General features: G+C 66.0%; 12 protein-coding genes and 1 pseudogene. 6 read left to right on the top strand and 7 right to left on the bottom strand.

What is annotated here, in order from left to right; genetic code table 11:
- Positions 1-3: 3 nt before the first annotated feature.
- The 4 genes from O6W96_RS19275 to O6W96_RS19260 all read right to left on the bottom strand — a co-directional run bounded on the left by O6W96_RS19275 (position 4) and on the right by O6W96_RS19260 (position 10865).
- Entirely contained in the window at positions 4-5997 is a 5994-nt protein-coding gene (locus O6W96_RS19275; RefSeq protein WP_353471040.1) for a Calx-beta domain-containing protein, read from the bottom strand.
- Between the two features lie 190 nt (positions 5998-6187).
- Complete coding sequence (locus O6W96_RS19270) at positions 6188-7489, bottom strand: HlyD family type I secretion periplasmic adaptor subunit (protein WP_353471039.1); 1302 nt, start codon at positions 7487-7489, stop codon at positions 6188-6190.
- 11 nt (positions 7490-7500) lie between these two features.
- On the bottom strand, positions 7501-9216 hold the full coding sequence (locus O6W96_RS19265) for a type I secretion system permease/ATPase (RefSeq protein ID WP_353471038.1): 1716 nt from the start codon (positions 9214-9216) through the stop codon (positions 7501-7503).
- A gap of 41 nt (positions 9217-9257) precedes the next feature.
- The gene (locus O6W96_RS19260; protein WP_353471037.1) at positions 9258-10865 is read right to left on the bottom strand and encodes a TolC family protein; all 1608 of its coding nucleotides are present in this window, start codon (positions 10863-10865) and stop codon (positions 9258-9260) included.
- A gap of 585 nt (positions 10866-11450) precedes the next feature.
- Here O6W96_RS19260 and O6W96_RS19255 point away from each other — a divergent pair.
- The 4 genes from O6W96_RS19255 to O6W96_RS19240 all read left to right on the top strand — a co-directional run bounded on the left by O6W96_RS19255 (position 11451) and on the right by O6W96_RS19240 (position 17378).
- On the top strand, positions 11451-11657 hold the full coding sequence (locus O6W96_RS19255) for a hypothetical protein (RefSeq protein ID WP_353471036.1): 207 nt from the start codon (positions 11451-11453) through the stop codon (positions 11655-11657).
- Positions 11658-12285: 628 nt separating this feature from the next.
- Entirely contained in the window at positions 12286-13500 is a 1215-nt protein-coding gene (locus O6W96_RS19250; protein ID WP_353471035.1) for a nucleotidyltransferase domain-containing protein, read from the top strand.
- A gap of 7 nt (positions 13501-13507) precedes the next feature.
- Positions 13508-15328: an ABC transporter ATP-binding protein gene (locus O6W96_RS19245; RefSeq protein WP_353471034.1), complete on the top strand. Its 1821-nt coding sequence runs from the start codon at positions 13508-13510 to the stop codon at positions 15326-15328.
- Positions 15329-15455: 127 nt separating this feature from the next.
- On the top strand, positions 15456-17378 hold the full coding sequence (locus O6W96_RS19240; RefSeq protein ID WP_353471033.1) for a S9 family peptidase: 1923 nt from the start codon (positions 15456-15458) through the stop codon (positions 17376-17378).
- A 42-nt stretch (positions 17379-17420) separates the two neighbouring features.
- Here the strand turns inward: O6W96_RS19240 and O6W96_RS19235 are convergent, their stop codons facing one another.
- Together O6W96_RS19235 and O6W96_RS19230 are read right to left on the bottom strand one after the other, a co-directional pair.
- Complete coding sequence (locus O6W96_RS19235; protein ID WP_353471032.1) at positions 17421-17594, bottom strand: lasso peptide biosynthesis protein; 174 nt, start codon at positions 17592-17594, stop codon at positions 17421-17423.
- A 12-nt stretch (positions 17595-17606) separates the two neighbouring features.
- The gene (locus O6W96_RS19230) at positions 17607-18233 is read right to left on the bottom strand and encodes an SMI1/KNR4 family protein (protein WP_353471031.1); all 627 of its coding nucleotides are present in this window, start codon (positions 18231-18233) and stop codon (positions 17607-17609) included.
- 376 nt (positions 18234-18609) lie between these two features.
- Between O6W96_RS19230 and O6W96_RS19225 the strand changes: the two genes are divergently transcribed.
- A complete protein-coding gene (locus tag O6W96_RS19225) occupies positions 18610-19845 on the top strand; it encodes a hypothetical protein (RefSeq protein WP_353471030.1) in 1236 nt (411 codons plus the stop codon).
- A 202-nt stretch (positions 19846-20047) separates the two neighbouring features.
- Positions 20048-20422: a phage tail protein gene (locus O6W96_RS19220; protein ID WP_353471029.1), complete on the top strand. Its 375-nt coding sequence runs from the start codon at positions 20048-20050 to the stop codon at positions 20420-20422.
- Here the strand turns inward: O6W96_RS19220 and O6W96_RS19215 are convergent.
- Positions 20411-21369 (bottom strand): annotated as a pseudogene (locus O6W96_RS19215) (IS481 family transposase). The gene O6W96_RS19220 and the pseudogene O6W96_RS19215 overlap by 12 nt on opposite strands.
- Positions 21370-21377: the final 8 nt, after the last annotated feature.

The raw sequence follows: 21377 nt of genomic DNA, 5'->3' as shown, positions 1-21377 counted from the left end.
GGATCAGGCGATAACCGCGTGGGTCGCCGCGAGGTCCAGCATCGTCGAGAGCGGAGCGATCATCTCGACCGGTGCCGCGGTCGTCTGGAATGCGGCTGTCGGGACGATGTGCATGACCAGATCCTGGCCGGCCTGATAGCCGTCGATCCCGTTGGCATCGACCACCAGGAACGTCTCGCCCTGATGATTGCCGGCGCTGGCGTTGAAGAACACCGCCGACCCGCTGGTCAGGCTGCCACGTACCGCATTGCCGAGGTCGGTGTCGAAGCTCACATCGTCGAGCCGGCCGGTGACGTCGGCGGCGTAGGTGTTGCGAACGACGCCCGCGACCTGGACGACGTCTGCACCGCGCGTGAAACCGACCAGCGTGTCGTATCCCGTGCTCGAGGATTCGCTGGCGGCGTTGTAGACGAAGACGTCGTTGCCCGCCCCGCCGGTCAGCGTGTCGCGACCCGCCCCGCCGAACAGCGTGTCGTTGCCGCTGCCGCCCGACAGCCGATCGTTGCCCGATCCGCCGAAGATGTTCAGGTTGCCGTGCGCGACCGCGCGACCGTCGACGACCAGATCGGTCGTGACGGGCAGCCCCCAGACCGTCTTGGTCGCCCCCCCGGTGACGAAGCTGTCGGCGATCGTGATGACATAGTCGTTCGCTGCATTGCCCGGCTGTGCCGGACCTGCGAGCAACGCCACCGTCTCGACGCCGGCACGGCTGTCGAGCGTGATGGTGTAGTCGCCGTCGAGCGCCAGCTGGTCGTTGCCGGCGCCCCCGACCACGACATCAGTCGGGCTCCAGCGATCCGCCCCGAACAGGAAACCGTCATTGCCCGCGCCACCTGTCAAGGTGTCGACACCTAGACCACCATACAGCGTCAACGATCCCGACGTGACCGCGGACCCATCGACGGTGAACGCATTGCCCGCCGCCAGGTTGGTCCCGAAGACCGTAAAACTGCCCGCCGCGCCGATGACGCCGTCGTTGAGGACGATATCGTAGCTGAAGCCCGGTAGCGCGGCGAGAACCTCGACATCGTTCAGCGTGGTGGCGGTCAGCACCAGTCGGTTGGCGCCGGTATAGTCGCCCTGCAGGCCCACCTGGTCGATGCCCGAACCGCCGTCGATCCGGTCGGCGCCGGTCAGCGCCGCCCCGAAGAAGAACGCATCCGCGCCGGCTCCACCGCTGACCCGATCGACACCGCCATTCGACAGGTCGAAATAATCCGCGCCTCGCGTGCCGCCATAGATGTCGTTGCCGGCGGTCCCGAGGATATGGCCGGCAGCGTCCGGGGCAGGGGTGGCGATCCCGCCGACCGTGATCGTCGCGGTCGCGGTCGATCCACCGCTGATCGTGTAGGTGAAGCTGTCGGTGGTCGTTGCGCCCGCCGCCAGCGTGCTGAATGCGCCGTCGGGATTATAGGCGAAGGTGCCACCCGACAGCAATGTGAGCAGCGCACCCGAGGACAGGCGGACGGCCTGACCGACACCCGCTGCGCTACCGTTCAGCGCGATGACGCTGAGCGACGCGTCGCCGCCCGTGTCGTTGGCGAGCACGGTGCCGCCATAGATCGAGATCGCGGTGGTCGCGAACCCGTCGGCGACCGCGACGGCCGGACCGGTGCCACTCCGCACGATCCCGATCAGCGCGATCGCCTGGTCGTGATCGGTCGTCGACAGCCCGTCGTTATAGCCCGCATTGTAATGGACGATGTCGAAGCTCGATCCCGCATACAGCCCGGTCGAGACGATGATGTTGTCGAACGACTGATAATAGCCGTCGAAATAATAGGTGTACCGCTCTTCGACCGGCAGTTTGTAGATCAGGTTGGACAGCGCGCCGGTGTTGCCCACCGGTGCCAGCGTCTGCAGCGCGGTCTCGTAGTAGAAGCCGTTGAAGTCGCCATTGACGACGAACTGGTGCGACGGATCACGCGCGAGGATCGTGTCGACATAGGCCTTGGCTGCGGTCGCCTGCGCAGTGCGGGCGGCATCGCCGGCATTGTTGGGAGGCTGGTTCGCGCCGTACAGCGCGTCCGACCCGCCACGCGAGGTCGAGTGCATGTCGATCGCGGTGAACACCTGACCGTTGAACACGAAATCGGCGACGGCGGGCTTGCGCGTGCCGGCATAGGCGTCGGCCTGGATCGCGGTCGCCGATCCCTCGACATAGCTCACCCGCTCGGTGTTGAAGAGGAAGCCGTTGCGGATGTTGCCGTTGGGCGCGCCCCCGCTGATGTTGGTCGCGGTCGGCGCGACCTCGACATAGCGATAGGTCGGGCCACCCGCTGCGGCGATCGCGTCGATCAGCTTCTGCGCGGTCGCGGCGCCCGACAGGTCGGTGCCGGCATTCTCCCCATCGGCGTCCTGGACCTCCTGCACGCCGATGATGTCGGGGTTGTGCAGCGCGTTGACGATCTCGTTGGCGTGGATCGTGAACCGCACGTCGACGGCCGCCTGCTTGACGGCATAGGTGGCGTCGGTGTCGTCGGTCGCGCGCGTCGCGACAGGCGACAGGTTCTCGAGGTTGAAGCTGGCATAGCTCAGGCCCGATGCGGTCCCGACCAGAGTGGTCGTCTCGCGGGGCAGGGGGGCCGCGGTGGTCGCGGCGCTGACCGTGCCGATCGGGTCGACCTCATACTCGCCCCCGAAGTAATTCACGATGCCGGTGACGTCGTTCAGCGTGTCGCCCTGATGATAGGCGCCCGCAGCCGATGTGCCCTGATAGATCTTGATCGTCTCGGGGTTCACGTCGCCCGCCGAGATCGTCATGCCGCCCCGGCTGTTCAGCCCCGTAGCGCCCACGCCCAGCGACGCGACGACATAGGTCTCGCCATTGGCATTGGTGTCGGCGACGACCCGCGGCGCACGGACGGTGACGCGCATCCCTTCGAGCGATTCATAGAAATCGGCGCCGTCGGTGGTCGGATCGTAGCTGGTGAGGCGATCGTCGTCGATCACCTGGGTGGGCGGCGCGCGACCCGTGCCGTCGGTCGCGATCAACACCGCAGCCGGCAGCGCGACCGACGGGTTGGTGACCGTGATCGCGGTCGGGCTGTTGAGCTGCGTGATCGTCAGGTTGGTCGTGGCCGACGCGAATTCGGCGACCGTGCCAGACAGCGTGATCGCATTGCCGACCGAGACCGTCGGTGCGGTGGTGCCGGTCGAGACGAAGATCGCGTCCGACGTGCCGATATTGCCGTCGCCGTTGGGATCCTGGATGTAGAAGCCGTTGCTGCGCAGCGCGGTGACGACGCCGCTGGTCGCTACGACCTGGCCGGTGAACAGAGAGCGATGGCCCAGACCCTGGATATCGTAGATCGCAATCGGGCCGGTATCGTCGTTGAGGATCGTCGCGGTCGCGCTGGGGGCCGGGACGACGAAGCCGACCGGGTTGGTCAGGTTGACGACGAAGGTCTCGTTCGCCTCGTTGACCCGGTCACCGTTGACGAGGATCGTGATCGTCTTGCTCGTCTCGCCGGCCGCGAACGTGACGGTGCCGGTCTGCGCAACATAGTCGCTGCCTGCCTGCGCGGTGCCGTTGGCGGTGGCGTAAGCGACGCTCGCGGTACCGACGCCGCTCGAGCGGGTGACGGTGAAGACCGCGGCGGTGGCGCCGCCATCGCCTTCGAGCAGGCTGATATTACTGATCGCCGCGGTGGGGTCGGTGCTCAGGCGTGCGGTCACCGAGACATTGTCGATACCCACTTCGTCGCGGCTGCCGCTGCCGACCGACGAGACGTGGATCCAGCGCAGGTAGAGATAGCCGCCATCGGCAACCGTACCGGCGATGCTGACCTGTTCGTTCTGGTTGGTGAAATTGGCGGTGGTGTTGTCGATCGCCGTCGGGGTCGTGAAGCTGGCCGCGGCCACGCTCGTGAAGGTCGTGCCGTCGGTCGAATAGGCGAGCTGCATGGTCTCGCCGCGCGTCGCGTTGTTGCGATACGCCCAGTCGAACCCGATGTCGAAGCTGGTCGCGGTCGCGCCGCTGGTGTTCTGGATGCGCGCCTCGATGAAGCCGCCCGCTTCGAGCTCGGCACCGGTCGGCTGGAGGATCAGCGCACGGTCGTTGACCGGCGTGTAGACACCCGCGGTCACCGGATCGCCGTTGATCAGGCCGCGGCCAAAATCGCCCCCCGATGCGCCGGTGAAACCGTAGGCCGGGTTGGTCTGGTCCGACAGGCCGACGACGCGCCAGACGTTGGAGTCGAGCTGTCCGCTGCTCGCCGCGGCGCCGGGCGCGAAGCCCGATGCGGCGAAATTGGCGAAATTGGTCGCGAAGATCGAGGCGATCACGGGCACCGCGTCGTCATTGGCGATCGTACCGGTCGCCGGACCGCCAGCGATGATCGCGTTGGTCGGGTTGGTCAGCGTCACCTGCAACGTCTCGTTGCGCTCGAACACCGTATCGCCGTTGATAACGACGCTGACCGTGGTGCTGGTAGTACCCGCCGCGATCGTGAAATTACCTGCCAGCGCGACATAGTCGCTGCCTGCGGACGCGGTGCCGTCCGACGTCGCCGCCTGGAAGCTGATCCCGCCGGTCGGGGCGGGGGCACTGGCGGTGACGGTGAAGACCAGCACGCTCGTGCCCGCATCGCCCTCGATGATCGAGGCGTTGGCGATCGACAGACCGGGAAGGTCGTCGTTGAGGATCGTGTTGGTCAGCGTCGCCGGGTTGACGACATAGCCGGCGCTCGGCGCGGACAGCCCGAGCACGAACGTCTCGTTGGCCTCGACCAGCGTATCGCCCGCAACGGTGATCGTCGCCGTCGTCGTGCTTTGCCCTGCTGCGAACGTCGCGGTTCCGGTTGTCGAACCGACGAAATCGGCTGCATCCGCGGTACCGCCCGCAACGACCGCATAGGTCACGGTGGCGGCCGCGGCGGTGCTGCCGGTGCGCGTCAGCGTGAAGGTGTAGACGCTGTCGGTGCCATTGCCCTCGGCCTGGCTGACGGCATTGGTCTGCAGCGCGATCGTCTCGGTCGCGGCGGGGGCAGCCTGCGGTGCGAACGCGACGCCGCGAAAGGCGGTGTTGGTCGCGGCGGTGGCGAGGCGCGTGCTGCCTCCCGTCAGAATGCCGTTATAGCCCGTCGCATCGCTGAACAGGTCGAGCGCGGCGCCGGTCGTGCCGAACAGAGTCACGGTGCTGCCGCTGATCGATCCCGTCAGGCCGGTAAGCCCGCTGTCGTCGATCGAGCCGTTCGCGGTCCACAGGCCCCCGACCAGCGAATATTTGAACAGCCCGCCACCCGTCCGGCTGTCGGCGACATACAGCGTGTCGACGCCGTCGACCGCGGCAGTGAGATCGGCAAAGAAGAAGGCGCCCGGCGCCGAGGCGGTCGCGCTGGGCGAGCTCGCCGAGCCGTCGCTCGCGATCGTTGTGATGGTCTGCCCCGCGGTGGTCGGTTCACCGGTGCCGACGGTCGAGATCCGGAAGGCGCCGGACATCGAGCTTTCGTAAAGCTGACCATCATGGATACCCAAGCCGCGGACGTTCACGGGGCCCGTCGCGCTCGTGTTGAGCTGAGTCACGGCCGAGGTGCCGAAGCTGCCATAGGACACACCGGTTGTCGACGTGCTGACGTAGAAGCTCGCGCCGTTGTCGCTCGCGATGCCGCGGATATTGCCCGAGCCGATCGCCAGCGATGTCGACGTGTCGACAAGGCCATCGACGCCGACACGACCGACGACGCGCCCGGTCGCGGCCGCCAGCGCCGCGGCATTGGTCGTCGCGACCGCGGTGTCATAGCCGGTCAGCATGAGGAAACGGCCATCGACGCTGCGCGTGAGAAGACCCTCGAGTGCGGAGTTGCCGATCGCGGTCAGCGTCTGGTTGGCGATCCCGCCGACACTGGTATCGGCGGTCGGCAACGCGATCGACTGAACCAGAATCCCGGTCGACGTATATTCGTCGAGGAACACCGCCGCGGTTGCATTCGACAGCGCGGTTGCGCCTGCTCCGACGCGGTAAATAACGATATTCCCTGCGGTAAATGCACTCACGACCGATCCCCCGATTACGCCACGCGATTCGTGCCTCGTCGTGCACGAAATCTCCCAATTTCATGCGCCTATCGCCGTTCCGTGACGACTCGATGACGAAATTGTCAGGTTTGGCAGCGAAGGAAAGATAAATCGCGGGGCCGCCACGGCTGCACCAGGAAAACGATGCAGCCGTGGGCAAGCGCTATCGCTATTCGCGCAGCGCTTCCTCGCGCAACCGGGTGAAGGGGGTCAGGATGTACGCCATGATCGAACGCTTATCGCCGATCAGGTTGACGTCTGCGGTCATGCCCGGACCGATCACCAGACGCTGGCCTTCGGGGCCGCGGAAGTTCTGCGCGTCGGCGCGCACACGCACCGTATAGTGGCTTTCGCCGGTGCGCTCCTCGACCGTGGCATCGGGCGAGATGGTCAGGACGCGGCCGTCCATGCCGCCATAGACGCCCGATTCATACGCAGTGATATTCACCCTGGCACGCTGGCCGATGCGGACCGCGGCGATATCCTTGGGACTGACCAGCGCCTCCACGGTCAGCGTATCGGCGCTCGGCACCACCTCGACGATCGGCTGGCCGGCGCCGATGCTGCTGCCCACCGTCGACACGAGCACGCGGTTGACGCGGCCGTCGACCGGGGAGGCGACCGTCGAGCGCCCGAGCTTGGCGGCGAGCGCCGGCATCGAGCGCTGGCGCGCCGCCATCTCGGACTGCGCGGTCGCGAGGTCGGTACCCGCCTGCGCACGCCAGGCGCTGCGGACCTGGGCAAGGCTGGCACGCGCCTCCGCGACCGCCGATTGCGCGCGCGCGATTGCGGCCGAGGCCTGCGCGGCATCGGTACCCGAGACCGCGGCGCTGTTCTCCAGCTGGATCAGCGTCAGCTGCGGCTCGATCCCGCGTTCGACGAGCGGACGGATCATGTCGAGCTGCCGCTTGGCGGAATCGCGCGCCGATACGCGCGAAGCATAGGCCGACCGCGCTTCGGCAACCGCGCGCTCGGCCTGCGCCGCGCGCGCCGCGCCCGCAGCGCTCAGGCTCGCAAGATCACTCATGCGCGCGGCGTGCAGCGAGCGTTCGATACTGATCTGCTGCCCGACCTGAGGGGTCGTGGCGGCGGGATAGACCGGCTCGCGCCCGGCGATCTCCGCCTGCAGCCGCGCGATCTTCGCGTTGAGTGCGCCGACGGTGATCTCGCTACTGCCGAACTCCGCCCCCGCCTGGGTCTGATCGAGCCGGACGAGCGGCTGGCCGCGTTTCACGAGATCGCCGACATGGACGAGGATCGCCGAGACGACGCCGCCCTCGAAATTGGTGAGCACTTGCAACCGGCTGCTCGGCACGACCCGACCGGGTGCGTGGACGGTGCGGTCGAGCTTCACGATGCTGGCCCAGGCGATGAAGACGGCGATGAAACCGAGGATCAGCCATAGCAGGAGGTTCGATACCGCCTTGGGCTTGATCCGATCGGCGAGGTCTTCGAGATGCGTATCGGTCATGGATCAGGTACTCAGGCCGCGGTGCGGGGACGCTGGAGCGCTTGCAGGACGGCGTCGCGGGGTCCGTCCTGGACGACCTTGCCGGCCTCGACGACGATGATGCGATCGACCAGCCGGACGAGCGCGGGGCGGTGCGTGATGAGGACGAAGGTGCGGCCCTGCAACTCGGTCTGGAGCCGATCGATCAGCTGCATCTCGGTCGTCTGGTCCATTGCGCTGGTCGGCTCGTCGAACACCAGCACCTGCGGACGACCGGCCAGCGCACGCGCGAGGCTGATCGACTGGCGCTGGCCACCCGACAGGCCTTCGCCGCGATCCGCGAGCATCAGGTCATAGCCATTGGCGATCCGTCCCATGAAGCCGTGCGTGCCGGTCAGTTCGGCAACGCGCAGCATCTCGGCATCGTCGACGCCGATCCGGCCGAGCGTGATGTTCTCGCGCACCGAACCGCTGAGCAGCACGCTTTCCTGCAGCGCGGTGCCGATCAGCGATCGCATCACATGCGGATCATATTGTCGGATATCGGTGCCATCGATCATCACCAGCCCTTCCTGCGGCTGATACAGACCGAGGATGAGGCGCGCGATCGTCGACTTGCCCGATCCGACCTTGCCCAGCAGTGCGACGCGCTGCCCCGCCGGAATGACCAGATCGAGCCCGTCGAAGGTCTTTTCCGCAGCTCCCGGGTAGCGGAACGAAACCCCGCGCAGCTCGATCCGGCCATCGAAGCGCGCGGGCCTCAGCGCGGTACCGCGCGGCTCCTCCGACCCGGTTTCCATCATCGCGTCGATCTGCTTGTACGCCGTGCGCGTCGCCGACAGTCGCGACAGCAGTGCCGCGATCGTCGCCAGCGGCTGCACCGCGCGGCCCGACAGGATCGAACACGCTACCAGCGCGCCGGTGGTCAGCTTGTGGTCGGCGATCAGGAACACGCCGACGACGACGGTACCCGCATAGGCCAGCGTGTTCGCAGACGCCGCGACCGTCGTCGCGATCGTCGAGACCAGGCGTTGACGCGTCGAGCTGTCCGAATGCTGTTGATTGGCCCTGTTCCAGCGTTGGCCGAGCAGACGGCTCGCACCGCTGGTCTTGACCATTTCGAGCGCGCCCACGGTCTCGACCAGCACGCTCTGCTTGGTCAGCCCTTCGCTCATCGAGCGCGCCGACAACCGGTCGAGCGCGGGTCGCGTCAGCCAGCCCGCACCGACCACGATCGGGATCGCCGCGAGCGGCACCCACACCACCATCCCGCCGAGGATCGCGATGAAGATCAGCGTGATGACGATGAACGGCACGTCGACCAGCGCGGTCATCGTCGCGGATGCGAAGAAGTCGCGCAGCGTCTCGAGCTCGCGCATCATGCCGGTCAGCGCACCGGTCGAGCCCTTTTTCTGGTCGAGCCGGATCGCGACGAGCCGACGGAACACGCGTCCACCGATGTCGTGATCGATATCGGCGCCTGCCAGATCGGTGAAATACGCCCGCAACACGCGCAGCACGAAATCGAACACGACGACGATCGCGAGCCCGATCGACAGCGCGACCAGCGACGAGAACGCGTTGTTGGGGACGACGCGGTCGTACACCGTCATCGTGAACAGCGACGTGATCAGCCCGAAGATATTGATCATCGCAGCCGCCAGAGCGACCTTCAGATACGTGCCCTTGTTGCGCAACATCGGTTCGATCAGCCACGGCGCGAAGCGCGGCCGCGGGTGTTCGATCATGTCGTGACTGGGCCTGTCATGTGGCATGTCGTGGTGCGGAGTCATCGGGGTTCCAGCGCGGCAGGTTGGATGGCCAGTGCCGGCAGCAAGCGGCCGGTGCGGGCGAGAAGCGCGTAGCGCGCGGTATCGAGTTCGATCACGGTCTGGACATAGCGCGCCGCAACACCGAAATAATTGCTCTGCGACGCCAGCAGGTCGAACAGCGTGCCGCGCGAGACGCGGAACCGCTCCGCCAGCACGTCGCGCGCGCGCCGGCTCGCCAGGTAATTGGCTTCGATCGCGGTCTGCGCGGCCTGCAATGCAGCGACATCGGCCAGCGCGATCTCGGCATCGCGCTGCGAATCGAGCCGGGTGCGCCGCAAGCGGGCATCCGCACCATCGGCGCGCGCCTGCGCCTGGTCGACGCGCTGCGGCCCACCACCGCCCAGCCGCAGGCTAAGCGTCAGGCTGCCACGGATATCGTAATCGCGCGCCGTCTCGATGATGCCGTAGCGCCCGGCATCGATCCCACCGGCGAGTTGCGGCAGGAGATCGGACTTTACCGCGCGGACGTCCGATCGCGCGGCGTCGGCACCGAGCTTGGCAGCACGGATCGCGGGTAGCGTGTCGATATCAGCGACCAGACTGGCGGTGCCGATGCCGGCAAGCGACGGTTCGGGGGCGCGGGCCAGACCGGCAGGCGGCGCATGACCGATCACCGCGATATATTGCGCCTCCGCGCTGGCCAGCTGTCGCCGGAAGTCGGCCAGCTGCGAATCCGAGGAGGCGATATAGCTGTCGACCTGTGCCACGTCGCCGGCCGCGGCCGCACCCTGGAGGATGCGATCCTCGATGCTGCTGCGCAGGCTGCGCTGGCTGGTCGCAAAGGCTTCGCCCAGCCGGACGAGCACACGGTAGCCGTAGACGGTGTACCAGGCCGAAACCGCGCGCAGTGCGATTTGCGTACCGACATCCTCGATCCCGACGCGCGCCGCGCTCAGCCGCGCCTCGCTCGCCCGGATTCGGCTCAGGCTGGACCCGAAATCGATCAGCGGTTGCTGGATACGCAGCAACCCGTCGGTGCGGTGGCTGGGGCGCGAGCGTTCGAGGACGTTGTTGGGATCATTGGAAAACGCCCGATCAATGATCCGGAACGTCGAAATCGACAGGTCGGCGACCGGCAGCGCGCGCGCGCGCGCTTCGCCGCGTACGCCCTTGGCTTCGTCCGCCTGCGCGATCGCCTCATCTAGCGAAGGGTTGCGCGCGACTGCCTCGCCGATCACCTGCTGGAAGGTCGCAAGCGGGGATTGCGCATGCGCCAGTTGCAGGATCGGATCGGCGGTCGGATCGATGTGCAACGGATCCCCGCTCGGCGCCGGCAACCCGCCGGGCACGCCTTGCGCCCAGGCCCCGAGCTGCGGCGTATCCCGAACCGGCGACGGCGGACCATAGGATCCACCCGACACCCGTGCGATCGGCGCGTCTGGAATCGCGATGTCGACCGTCGGCGCAGGCGCGGATGACACCGTCACAGGCGTCGGAACGGACGGGTTTGGCAGGGCGGGCGATGGCGGCAAGGGTCGCGGCGTCGCGCCCTGCTGCGGATCGACGACCAGCGACCCTTGCGCCGCGGACGGCGCGCGCTGGGCATGGACGGGACCCGCAGCCAAGGTCAATCCGGCAGCGAGGGCAGCCGTGCAACCCGAACGGCGCACGCGCACCATTCGTTCTAACACGGGCCATCCTGACACGAACATCGTGACGACGACCGACGATCACAGTCGCCCCTTGGTCGCACCCAGCCATCGCAAAGCACGATGGCCATCGAACTTGTCATGTCGTCGTACCCCAGCCCGACACTCGGGTTCGGCTGTACTCCACCGCGTGCGCGGCCGGTACGGTCGATCCCCTTGCTCCCCCATGGATCGCGGCAGATACCCTCCCAGGTCGCCGATCCCCTTGCATTTCCATTCTTCTATTTCACGGCTCACCACAAGAGCATCACCGACCGAAGTCGTAATGTTCCGTCTCGTTGCGGATATGTCGCTACCCTGGCATGCACCGAGATCTTCTACGGAGCAGTTTCCAGGCCGCTTCCACCGAGCGTTACGTATTCGAGGACATCCTTGGGGAGCATCATGGTTTTGCCGACGGCCGCGGCTGGAAACGCCAGACCCGCGGCGTGCGCACAGACTCGGCGATACGAACGGGCTCTATCTCCACATCGGCCGGCTCGGAACGGATCGAGCAATCTGGTGACCGAGCACGACCAGTGCCGGTCCACATCGCCGAACGCACTTGGACCAGGCTTCAACGGCGCGCATTTCGCCACCGTCGGCGGGGCCGAATCCTGCCATATCGATCCGTACGATGCCGATCCGACGATCACCGATGGCACTGACGTGCCGCAGGTCAATCTCTGGCGTTACGGTCGAGGAGCCGATGGTGCTGCATCAAGGTGAGCGTGGTTAGCGGCAGCAGGCAGGTCGTACCCGACGGATCAAGTACTTAGCTATCTTTGGAGGTTGGCAACGACTTGGGCATATTGTCCCAGTTGGTTTGGATGCGTTGACGCCATTCCATACGCCTCACTTCACGGCGTCGGCGGCGAATGTTCGCAAATACCCAATATGCACAGCCAGTTAGCGCCAGCAAACATGTGCCAATGGCGAGAAACATGATCTGAAACATTCTGCAAAGGCCTGTTTTTTCTATACGACCTCGATCGCCAACCCCTGAAACACAGACCTATCCGGGAAGAATAACAACCCAGTTCTTAATATTTGTAAAACTCAACTGAATAATATTACGAATTAACTACTGATCGCTGCGCGATGTCGAAGGCGGTTGCGCGGCGCCCAGTTCAGGAATTATGGAGTCGTCAAAGTCCGCCATGTCAGCGATCTACGTGCTCAAGCTTTGCTGCAAGACCATGCGAACCAGCGAACACATGCTGGCTGCTCGATCCAAAACTCGGGAAACGCCGCAGCACACCATGGTTCAAAGCGCGGAGATGCGATCATACAGTGGCGCGATCGTATTCACGCTGGCATGCGGCCGTGCATACCTCCCCAGGCAGGCCAAATCATAATGCCCCGCAACCGACCTGACGACCGTGAACTGGCGTTGCTCGCCGCCTGCCTGCGGCCGCTGGCATCGCCGGATAGAGCTGCGGTTATCGCGCGGAACGCTGCCATTCCGTTCGATGCCGACCGGCTGGTTACCCTGGCACACCGCCACCGGGTCAGTGGTTTTGTCGAGCACGGGCTGGCGACGATCGGCCACGCGCTACCGGATACCGCCGCCACCCTGCTCGCGCGACGGGCGGCCGCGTCCCGGATGCAATCGCTGCGCAATACCGGAGAGGAGATCCGCGTCGGGCAGGCATTGGCCTCAGCCGGGATCGACGCGGTGTTCGTCAAGGGATCGACGCTGGCGATGCAGGCCCATCATACGCTGACGCTCAAGACGTCCTGGGACGTCGATGTCCTGGTTGCGCGTGGCCGGCTGGATGCGGCGTGCGAGACGCTCACGGCGCTTGGCTATCGCCTCTCGATCCTGGGCGGGATCACCGACCCGGTGCACATCCGTCGCTATCTCACCGCCCACAAGGAGTCCGAATGGTATCATGACGAACGCGGTACGGTCGTCGAACTGCATACCGAGCTCGGCGACAATCGCGCCGCCATCACCACGATCGGCCTGGATTCACCGCGCACGCCGGTCGAGCTGATGCCCGGTACATCGCTGGCGACGCTCGCGCCGGCGCCGCTGTTTGCCTATCTGGTGTTCCACGGCGCCAAGCATCTGTGGGCGCGCCTAAAATGGCTCGCCGACGTGGCCGCGTTGTTGCACGACGCGGATATCGAGACGCTGTACCGCGAAGCCGTCGCGCTGGGCGCCGGGCGCTGCCCCGGGCTGGCGATCGTCCTGGCGCACGAAATGTTCGGCATCGCCGTACCGCAGGCGTTGCTGGAGGACATCCGCCGCGACCGCGTGACGCGACGCCTCATCCGCTTCTGCTACACCGCGATCGTTGCGGACGAAGATGCCGAAGGCCGGCTGATGCGACCGATGCGCGAGTTGATCGCGTTCGAACGCGCGCAGCTCTGGCTCGTACCCGGTCTCACCTATCGCTGGGGTGCAGTCCGCAGCCTGCTGAGCCGACCCAACGCGGTCGCGCATCTCCAGGTGCCGACCTGGGCGGTGCCCGTCGCCATCCTGACCGGACTGCCGCTGCGGCTGTTGCGCCGCCCGGCACGGTTGCGGCCGCAAAGCGAGGGGAAGACCGCCAGACCGCTGTAGCGCCAGCGTGGTCAATTCCGACACCGGCTTGCTCTCGGTGCGCCGGCCCCGCATGCTTCGCTTCATGCCGTTCCTTCGCAATCAGACTACCGCCCCCGCGGCCGATGGCTCGACGGGATCGCTGGTCGCGGACGCAAAGGCGCTGGTCGGCGATTTCGTCCGCTATGGCGGGCGACGACTGGGCGCCGCACTCGCGCTGATGCTCGCAGGCGGCATTCTCGAAGGCGTCGGGCTAGCGCTGCTCGTGCCGATCTTCTCGCTGCTCGCGCCGCAGACCGGTGGACGCTGGCGCGCGATGGTCGTCGACACGCTGTCATCGATCGGGCTGGTCACGCGGCTCGAGCAACTGGCGGCGGTGCTGCTGGCGTTCTGCCTGCTGGTCGGCGTGCGCGCGGCCGTGCTGTCGGCGCGCGACCGGCTGGTCTCGGACCTGTCGCTGGGGTTCGTCGATCATCGCCGACTGATGGTCGTCACCGATCTGGCGCATGCGCGCTGGTCGTCGCTGGCGCGGCTGCGGCATGCGCGGATCGCGCACATCCTGTCGAGCGAGATCACCCGGCTGGCCTTTGCCTGTTCGGTGCTGCTGCAGATGATGACGGCGAGCATCATGCTGGTGACCCAGGCGATCCTGATGATCCTGCTGTCGCCGGTCGTCGCGCTGCTGATGATCGGCTTCGCGCTGCTCGGCCTGGTCGTACTGGTGCCGTTGTCGCGGCGAGCGGCCGACGTCGGCCGATCGACCGCACGCTTCGCGTTCCGCATCGCCGGCGAGACGGCGCATTTCCTCGGTGGTCTCAAGATCGCGGTCGCGCACGACATGGCGGACGCGTTCGTCGCACAGATCGGCGAGGAGGGAGCACAATTGCGCACGCAGCTGACTCTGCAACAGCGCTTCCAGTCGCGCGTTGCGATCGTATCCGCGAGCATCGCCTCGCTGGCCGGGGCGATGATGATCTTCGGTGCGGTGCTGTTCGACATCCCGACCGTGACGCTGCTCGCCGCGCTGGTCGTGTTGGTACGGATGAGCGGACCGGTCCGGTCGCTCCAGCAAAGCGCGCAGCAATTATTCGGCGTGCTGCCCGCCTTTACCGCGTTGCACGACCTGAAGATCGATCTCGGCCCGCCAGTGCCGATCACCAGCGGCGCCGGCGCGCAGTCCGTTCGAAACGGAACGATCCGCTTCGACCGCGTAACCTTCCGCTATCCGGACGCGCCCGCAGCCGTGTTCATCGGGCTCGATCTCGCGATCGGCACGGGCGAGCTGGTCGGGCTGTCCGGCCCGTCGGGCACTGGCAAGACCAGCTTCGTCGATCTGCTGACCGGGCTGCTCGAGCCGAGCGAGGGCAGGATCATGATCGGCGACACCGTACTGGGCCCGGCCACGCTCGCGAGTTGGCGACGTCGCCTCGCCTATGTCGCGCAGGACTCCTATCTGATCAACGACAGCATCCGCCGCAATCTCACCTGGGGCAGCGACGTCCGCCCCGATCCGGACCTCTGGCAGGCGCTCGCGCAGGCGGGGGCGGCCGACATGGTCGGCGCGATGCCGCAGGGGCTCGATACGCCGATGGACGATCGTGGCACGCGGCTGTCGGGCGGCGAGCGCCAGCGGATCGCGCTCGCCCGCGCGCTGCTACGCGATCCGCAGCTGCTGATCCTCGACGAAGCGACCAACGCGATCGACATCGCGACCGAGCAGGCGGTGATCGCCAATCTGCGTCGTGCGCTACCCGAGGCGACGATCCTAATCATCGCCCACCGCGAGGAAACGCTCCGCGCCTGCGACCGCGTGATCGTGCTGGAGGCCGCGCAGACCGTCGATACATAGCCGGACAGCCGTTGCGATCGGAGATATCGGCGCGGTCGACGTCGCCTCCAAGCGCCATTTTCCCCGCTTGCGACGACCGGGCAACACGTTAAGCGTCAAGGATATTGCCGTTTTACCGGAGCTTTCGATGCGCCTGACTTTTGCTGCCGCTCTCCTCGTTGCGTCCGCGGCGCCGACATCGGCGCAATCGCTTCACCAATATGGCGCGCTAGCCCTCTCGCCTGCGGGCGACCGGATCGCGACGGTCGAGAACAAAGGCGCGCGCGCTGTGGTGACGATCCGCAGCGTCGCCGACGGGCGGGTGCTCCGGACGATCGATCCCTGCGCGACGTGCAGCTATTCGGGACTGACCTTCGCGCCGGACGGCGACCTGGTCTTTCTGGTGCGCGACGGCACCGCCGGCACCGTGCGGCTGACCTATGCCGATGCCCGGACGACGCGCACCGTCGCCACGATCGCCGGCATCGCGCAGACGCCGCGGGTCTCTCCCGACGGCAAGCGGATCGCGCTGCTGGTAACGCTGGGCGCCGCCAAGGAATCGGGTGCGACGCAGGCGGGCGTGCGGATGATCGGCGAGATCGGCGAGAAGAGCGACGAGCAGCGCCTCGCGGTGTTCGACATTGCGAAGCCAGCTACGGCGGTGACGCCGCTGTCGCCGGCAGGGCGCTATGTCTACGAATATGCCTGGACGCCGGACGGTCGCGGTTTCGTCGCGACGACCGCGCTCGGCAATGGCGACAACAACTGGTGGGTGGCCACGCTCGACGCGATCGATGCGCAGACCGGCGCGGTGCGCGCGATCGCCAAGCCGGCGACACAGCTCAACCAGCCGCGCGTGTCGCCCGATGGACGAACGGTGGCGTATATCGGCGGGCTGATGAGCGATTTCGGCTCGATTGGCGGCGACGTCTTCACCGTGCCGCTGGCAGGCGGAAGCCCCCGCAACATCACCGCGGGCGCGAAGTCGACCGTGACCACGATCGACTGGACCAAGGCCGGCCTGCGGACGGTGACGCTGGCGAGCGATCAGGTCCAGCTCGGCACGCTGACGCCCGGTCAGCCGGTCGTGCCCGGTTTCGCCAAGCCGGCCAGCGTGAGCGCAGGGGACGGTCGCGCGGTATTCTCCGCCGATGGCCGCATCGCCGCGGCCGTGGTGCAGGATTACGAGCATGCCCCCGCGATCTATGCGGGACCGATCGGTGCGGTGCGTCAGATCACGCACGACAACGACGCGGCGCCCGCGCTCGTGACCGCGCGCAGCGTCAGCTGGAAGAACGAGGGCTACGACGTGCAGGGCTGGCTGCTCGCGCCTCGAACCCCACCCGCGGGCCCATCTGCGGGCCCATCTGCGGGCGGGGCGCCGATGATCACGCTCGTCCACGGCGGCCCCTCCGCGGCATCGACGCCTGGGTATCTGTCCGAGAACTCGCTGAATGCCGCGCTGCTGAAAGCAGGCTATTACGTCTTTCTTCCCAATCCACGTGGCAGCTACGGCCAGGGCGAAGCGTTCACCGCCGCCAACAAGCGCGATTTCGGCGGTGGCGACCTGCGCGACATCCTTGCCGGGATTGACGCGGTCGAGCGGATCGCACCGATCGACGACAAACGTCTGGGGCTGGGCGGGTGCAGCTATGGCGGCTTCATGGCGATGTGGGCGAATACGCAGACCGATCGCTTCAAGGGTATCGTCGCGGGCGCCGGTCTGTCGAACTGGGTGAGTTATTACGGCACCAACGGCATCGACCAGTGGATGCTGCCGTTCTTCGGCAAGTCGATGTACGACGACATCAAGGCCTATGAGGACGTGTCCGCGATCTACCAGGCCAAGCGTGCGAAGACGCCGACCTTCATCTATGTCGGCGAGCGCGATATCGAGGTGCCACCCACCCAGTCGATCGAATGGTGGCATGCGCTGAAGGATCGCAACGTGCCGGTGAGCCTGGTGATCTACCCCGACGCTGGCCACTGCGTGACGGGGCTGGAGCAGTCCGCGGACGTCCGCCAACGCGCGATCGCCTGGTATGATCGCTACGTGAAAAACGCGCGCTGAGCATTCCCTGAACCCCGGGCGCCGGCATAGGCGCCCGGGGGTTCAGACGAAACGCGCGACCTCGGTCAGCGCCGGATCGACCGGATAGCCGGTGACGGTGAGCCCACCGGCGTCGAGCCAGGCGTGCGCCTCCAATCCCGTCCTGGTCGGATCGCGCACGCCGAGATGCAGAACGCTGTCGATCCCGCGACGCTCCTTGCCCCGTTGCCCCGTCACACCGTCACACCGTCACACCGTCACATGCGGCGCATATTCCATGTCGAAATGGGCCAGGGGCGGTTCGGCCTCGTTGTCGAGCGGTGGGGCCCGCCGCGCGGTGTCGGTCAGCCAGGCGGCGATCCCGGTCCCCAGGACGCGACGTTCGTCCTCGTCGGGCCCCATCAGGATGACCTGCCCGTAGGTCCCGCATTCGCTCGGTGCCATGTCGACCGCATAGAAATTCCCCCCACCGTCGACCGCGAAGGGCAGCCAGCCGGGTATCCAATATGCCGCCTGCACCGGATCGCCCTCTCGCCGGGTGATCCCGTCGTTCATCGTATCGCCCTGCTCCTCGAGGACCTCGGTCCAGTCGCGATACGCCGCAAGCGCTGCCGCACACCCGATGAAGTCGTACGAACCGAAAACCGGGCTGATTACAGTGCCAGGGGCTGGCGACGCGATACCGTAGCTGTCCGGCTGGCCATTCGCACGGCGCCAAAGTTCGCGCAGATCGTCGGGCAGGCGATAGCCCGTCTCGGTCTCGATCGCAGCGAGATCGGCCTCCGTCGCGGGCGGGTTCAGGAAATGCTCGATCGCGAAACCATGGCCTGCATGAAATTTCGTCCATGCCGCCCAGGCGGTGGCCATTCCGGTCATGCTGCTCTCCCGATCCTGTGAAGTACGGACGTTGCGCGCAGCCTATGCAATGGTCCTGCTCCGATCCAGCAGGTCTTCGAGCCACGCAGGATCGGGCGCGGTGCTCGAGACGTGCAAGGTCTGCGGCAAGGCGGGCGGGGTCGAACGTCAGTGGCAGGCAACCGATCGGGCCATCGTGTGCCAAGGGCGGGGACGACGGGAGACATGGCTACCGGGCGCGGGCATGTTGTCCGCTGGGCTCAGCCACGATACGCTTCCCCTGGGGTTCCGAGCCGTAGCGTAAGACGTGCCCGCCCGACTGCCCAGCAACTCGGCAGCACCAGCGAACACGAGCTACGGACACCAGAACAGCCTATACCACAACGGGGGGACAAGCGTGACCACGATGCACCATGGCTACGATACGTCTGCGAGCGATCCGCACGCTCAAGCCGGACTGGCCGCGTTCGCTGCGCTCGTGCTGGCCGACGAGGCGCTTCAGGCTCGGCTCGGCGCGATCGAGCAGCCCGATGCCTATGTCGCCGACGCCGTGGCAATCGCCGCTGCGCACGGGATCGTGCTCGACATGGAGGCGATCCGGCCCGATCGGCTCGGTATCAGCCGCGGGACGCCCAGTCCGGTGACGCTCGATCGCTGGCCACCTTGCGGCTGGCTGCCCGCGCGGGCCGTGCAGACTGGCGTAATTCCCGTGTTCGACTGGGCCTGGTTCGGTCCCCAGCAGCTAGACATGCCGTTCTACGAGGAAGCGGTGCAACGGTTCGCGCCGCGGCCGTTCAACCGCATGTTCCGAGCCCGCACCAGCCTGGCGACGCTGATGGCCGGCGCCGATGCCGCCCCTGCGCCCGCCGGCTTCGTCCATCACATGTCGCGATGCGGGTCGACGTTGATCGCGCAGATGCTCGGCGCGGATCCGCACCATGTCGTGCTCTCCGAGCCCGAGCCGCTGGACGCGGTCGTCCGCTGGGCGATGACATCGGGTGCACCGCTGGACGAACAGGTCGCAGCGCTGCGCGCGATCGTCGCCGCGCTTGGTCGCGACCGGTCGGGACGGACGCAGCGCGTCTTCTTCAAGCTCGACAGTTGGCACGTGCTCGCGCTGCCGCTGTTCCGCGCCGCCTTTCCCGAGACGCCGTGGGTGTTCGCGTATCGCAACCCGGTCGAAGTGCTGGTGTCGCAGCGGCGCCAACGCGGCATCCATACGGTCGCGGGGATGCTGCCGGTCGGGCTGCTCGACATTCCGGACGCGGAGAACATGGCGGCGGATCGGTATGCGGCGCTGGTGCTGAAGCGGATGGGCGAGGCCGTGCTCGAGCATTGGCATCTGGGGGGTGGCCTGCTAGTCGATTATACCGAGATGCCCGGGGCGATCGTCGACCGGATCGCGCCGCATTTCGGGTTCGTGCCCGATCCAGGACAGCGCGCCGCGATGACCGCGATCGCGCTACGCAGCGCCAAGGCCCCTGGCCTGCGTTTCGTTGCCGATAGCGCGACGAAACGCCGCGACGTGACGCCCGAGATCGACGCCGCAGCGCGTGAATTCACCGACTCTATCCATGCCCGGCTCGAAACCTTGCGCCATGATACTGCAATCCTATCAGAACAGGCTTCATAACCGACGCAATTTTTTAGATTTGATTGACTCTCTAGTCTTGTAGGCATCATGTTGCATTCGTAAGATCGATATATAACTTCGGTTAATATACTATACTATCTTAAGTTATCGGTGATTTTGCAAAAAATGGCATGATCGTTCGCATCCGGTACATCAGTATTCCAGTGCATCGCGTCCATCGGCACGGCAGCAAGAAGGAATTTTGCATGGGTGTGGAACGCTTCATCGGCTCCATCAATATGTTCGGGTTCAGTTTCTCGCCCCTCGACTATGCGTCTTGCGAGGCAAGGTAATGTCGACCTCGCAATACTCCGTGTTGTTCTCATTGCTTGGCATAGAATTTGGCGGCAATGGCGTGAACACGTTCGCACTGCCCGATTTGCGCGGTCGCGTACCGATCAACATGGGCGAGGGGCCCGGCCTGCCACTTTATGCCATCGCTACACGTGGCGGAAGTCCATCCTCTACGATCAGCCCCACGCAGATGCCCCGGCATACGCACGGCTTCAGCAGTACCGGATCGGGGCTGAACGCCATCAAAGTGAAGGCTACGGCGCAGATCCCCCTAGGTGTTTAGTCCCGGCATATGGTGGATCGGATCAACGATGAACCTGTCCGGCTCTGACGTCCAGATCTTGGCGATGTATTCGTAGGGTGTGAGGCCGCTGAGCGTCTTCAGTCGGCGGGCAAAATTATAAGCAGCCATGAAGTCGGCAAGGTGCGTCCGTAGCTGCTCGTGGCTCTCGTAGTGGAAGCGTTTGACGGTCGCTTCCTTGATGGTGCGGTTCATCCGCTCAACCTGACCATTGGTCCAGGGTGGTTCGGCTTGGTAAGCGGGTGCTCGATGTCATTGGCTTCGCAGATCATGTCGAAGCGCATCTGCCGCGACCAGGCGGTGTTGCGGTTGCGCGGCTGCTCGGCGAACTGGATGCCGTTGTCGGTCAGGATCGTGTGGATCCGGTACGGCACCGCTTTCAGCAGGTGTTCCAGAAATTCCCAAGCCGTCCGCCTGTCAGCCTTGTCGACCAACTGCGTCACCGCGAACTTACTCGTGCGATCGACGCCTACGAACAGATGAAGCTTGCCTTCGGCGGTCTGCACCTCGGCGATATCCACGTGGAAGAAGCCGATAGGGTAGCGTTTGAAGCGCTGCCGCTTTGGCTTGTCCCCCTCGATGTCCGGCAGACGGGAGATGCCATGGCGTTGCAGGCAGCGGTGCAGCGTTGACCGGCTCAGGTGCGGGATCGACGGCTGCAATGCGTAGAGGCAGTCGTCCAGCGGCAGCAACGTGTGACGCCGGAATGCGACGACCGCTGCCTCCTCGGCTTCGGTTAGGGTCGTGGAGTGAGGGGCCTTCGGCCCGGTCTTCAAATCCTCGACCGTCGCCCGCTTACGCCACTTCGCCACCGTCTTGGGGTTGATCCCCAGTTCCTGGCTCAACGTCGCGAGCGAAGCTTGCGATCGCTGTATTGCTGCTCTGATGGCGTGCGTGGTCGTGGCCCTCCCGTGACGTACCTGTCCCATATGGCTTC

Origin of the sequence: Sphingomonas faeni, assembly GCF_040407495.1 — a bacterium.
GTDB lineage: Bacteria > Pseudomonadota > Alphaproteobacteria > Sphingomonadales > Sphingomonadaceae > Sphingomonas > Sphingomonas faeni_D.
The sequence above is the reverse complement of the archived record's forward strand: the minus strand, read 5'-3'. Positions and strand labels throughout refer to the sequence as shown.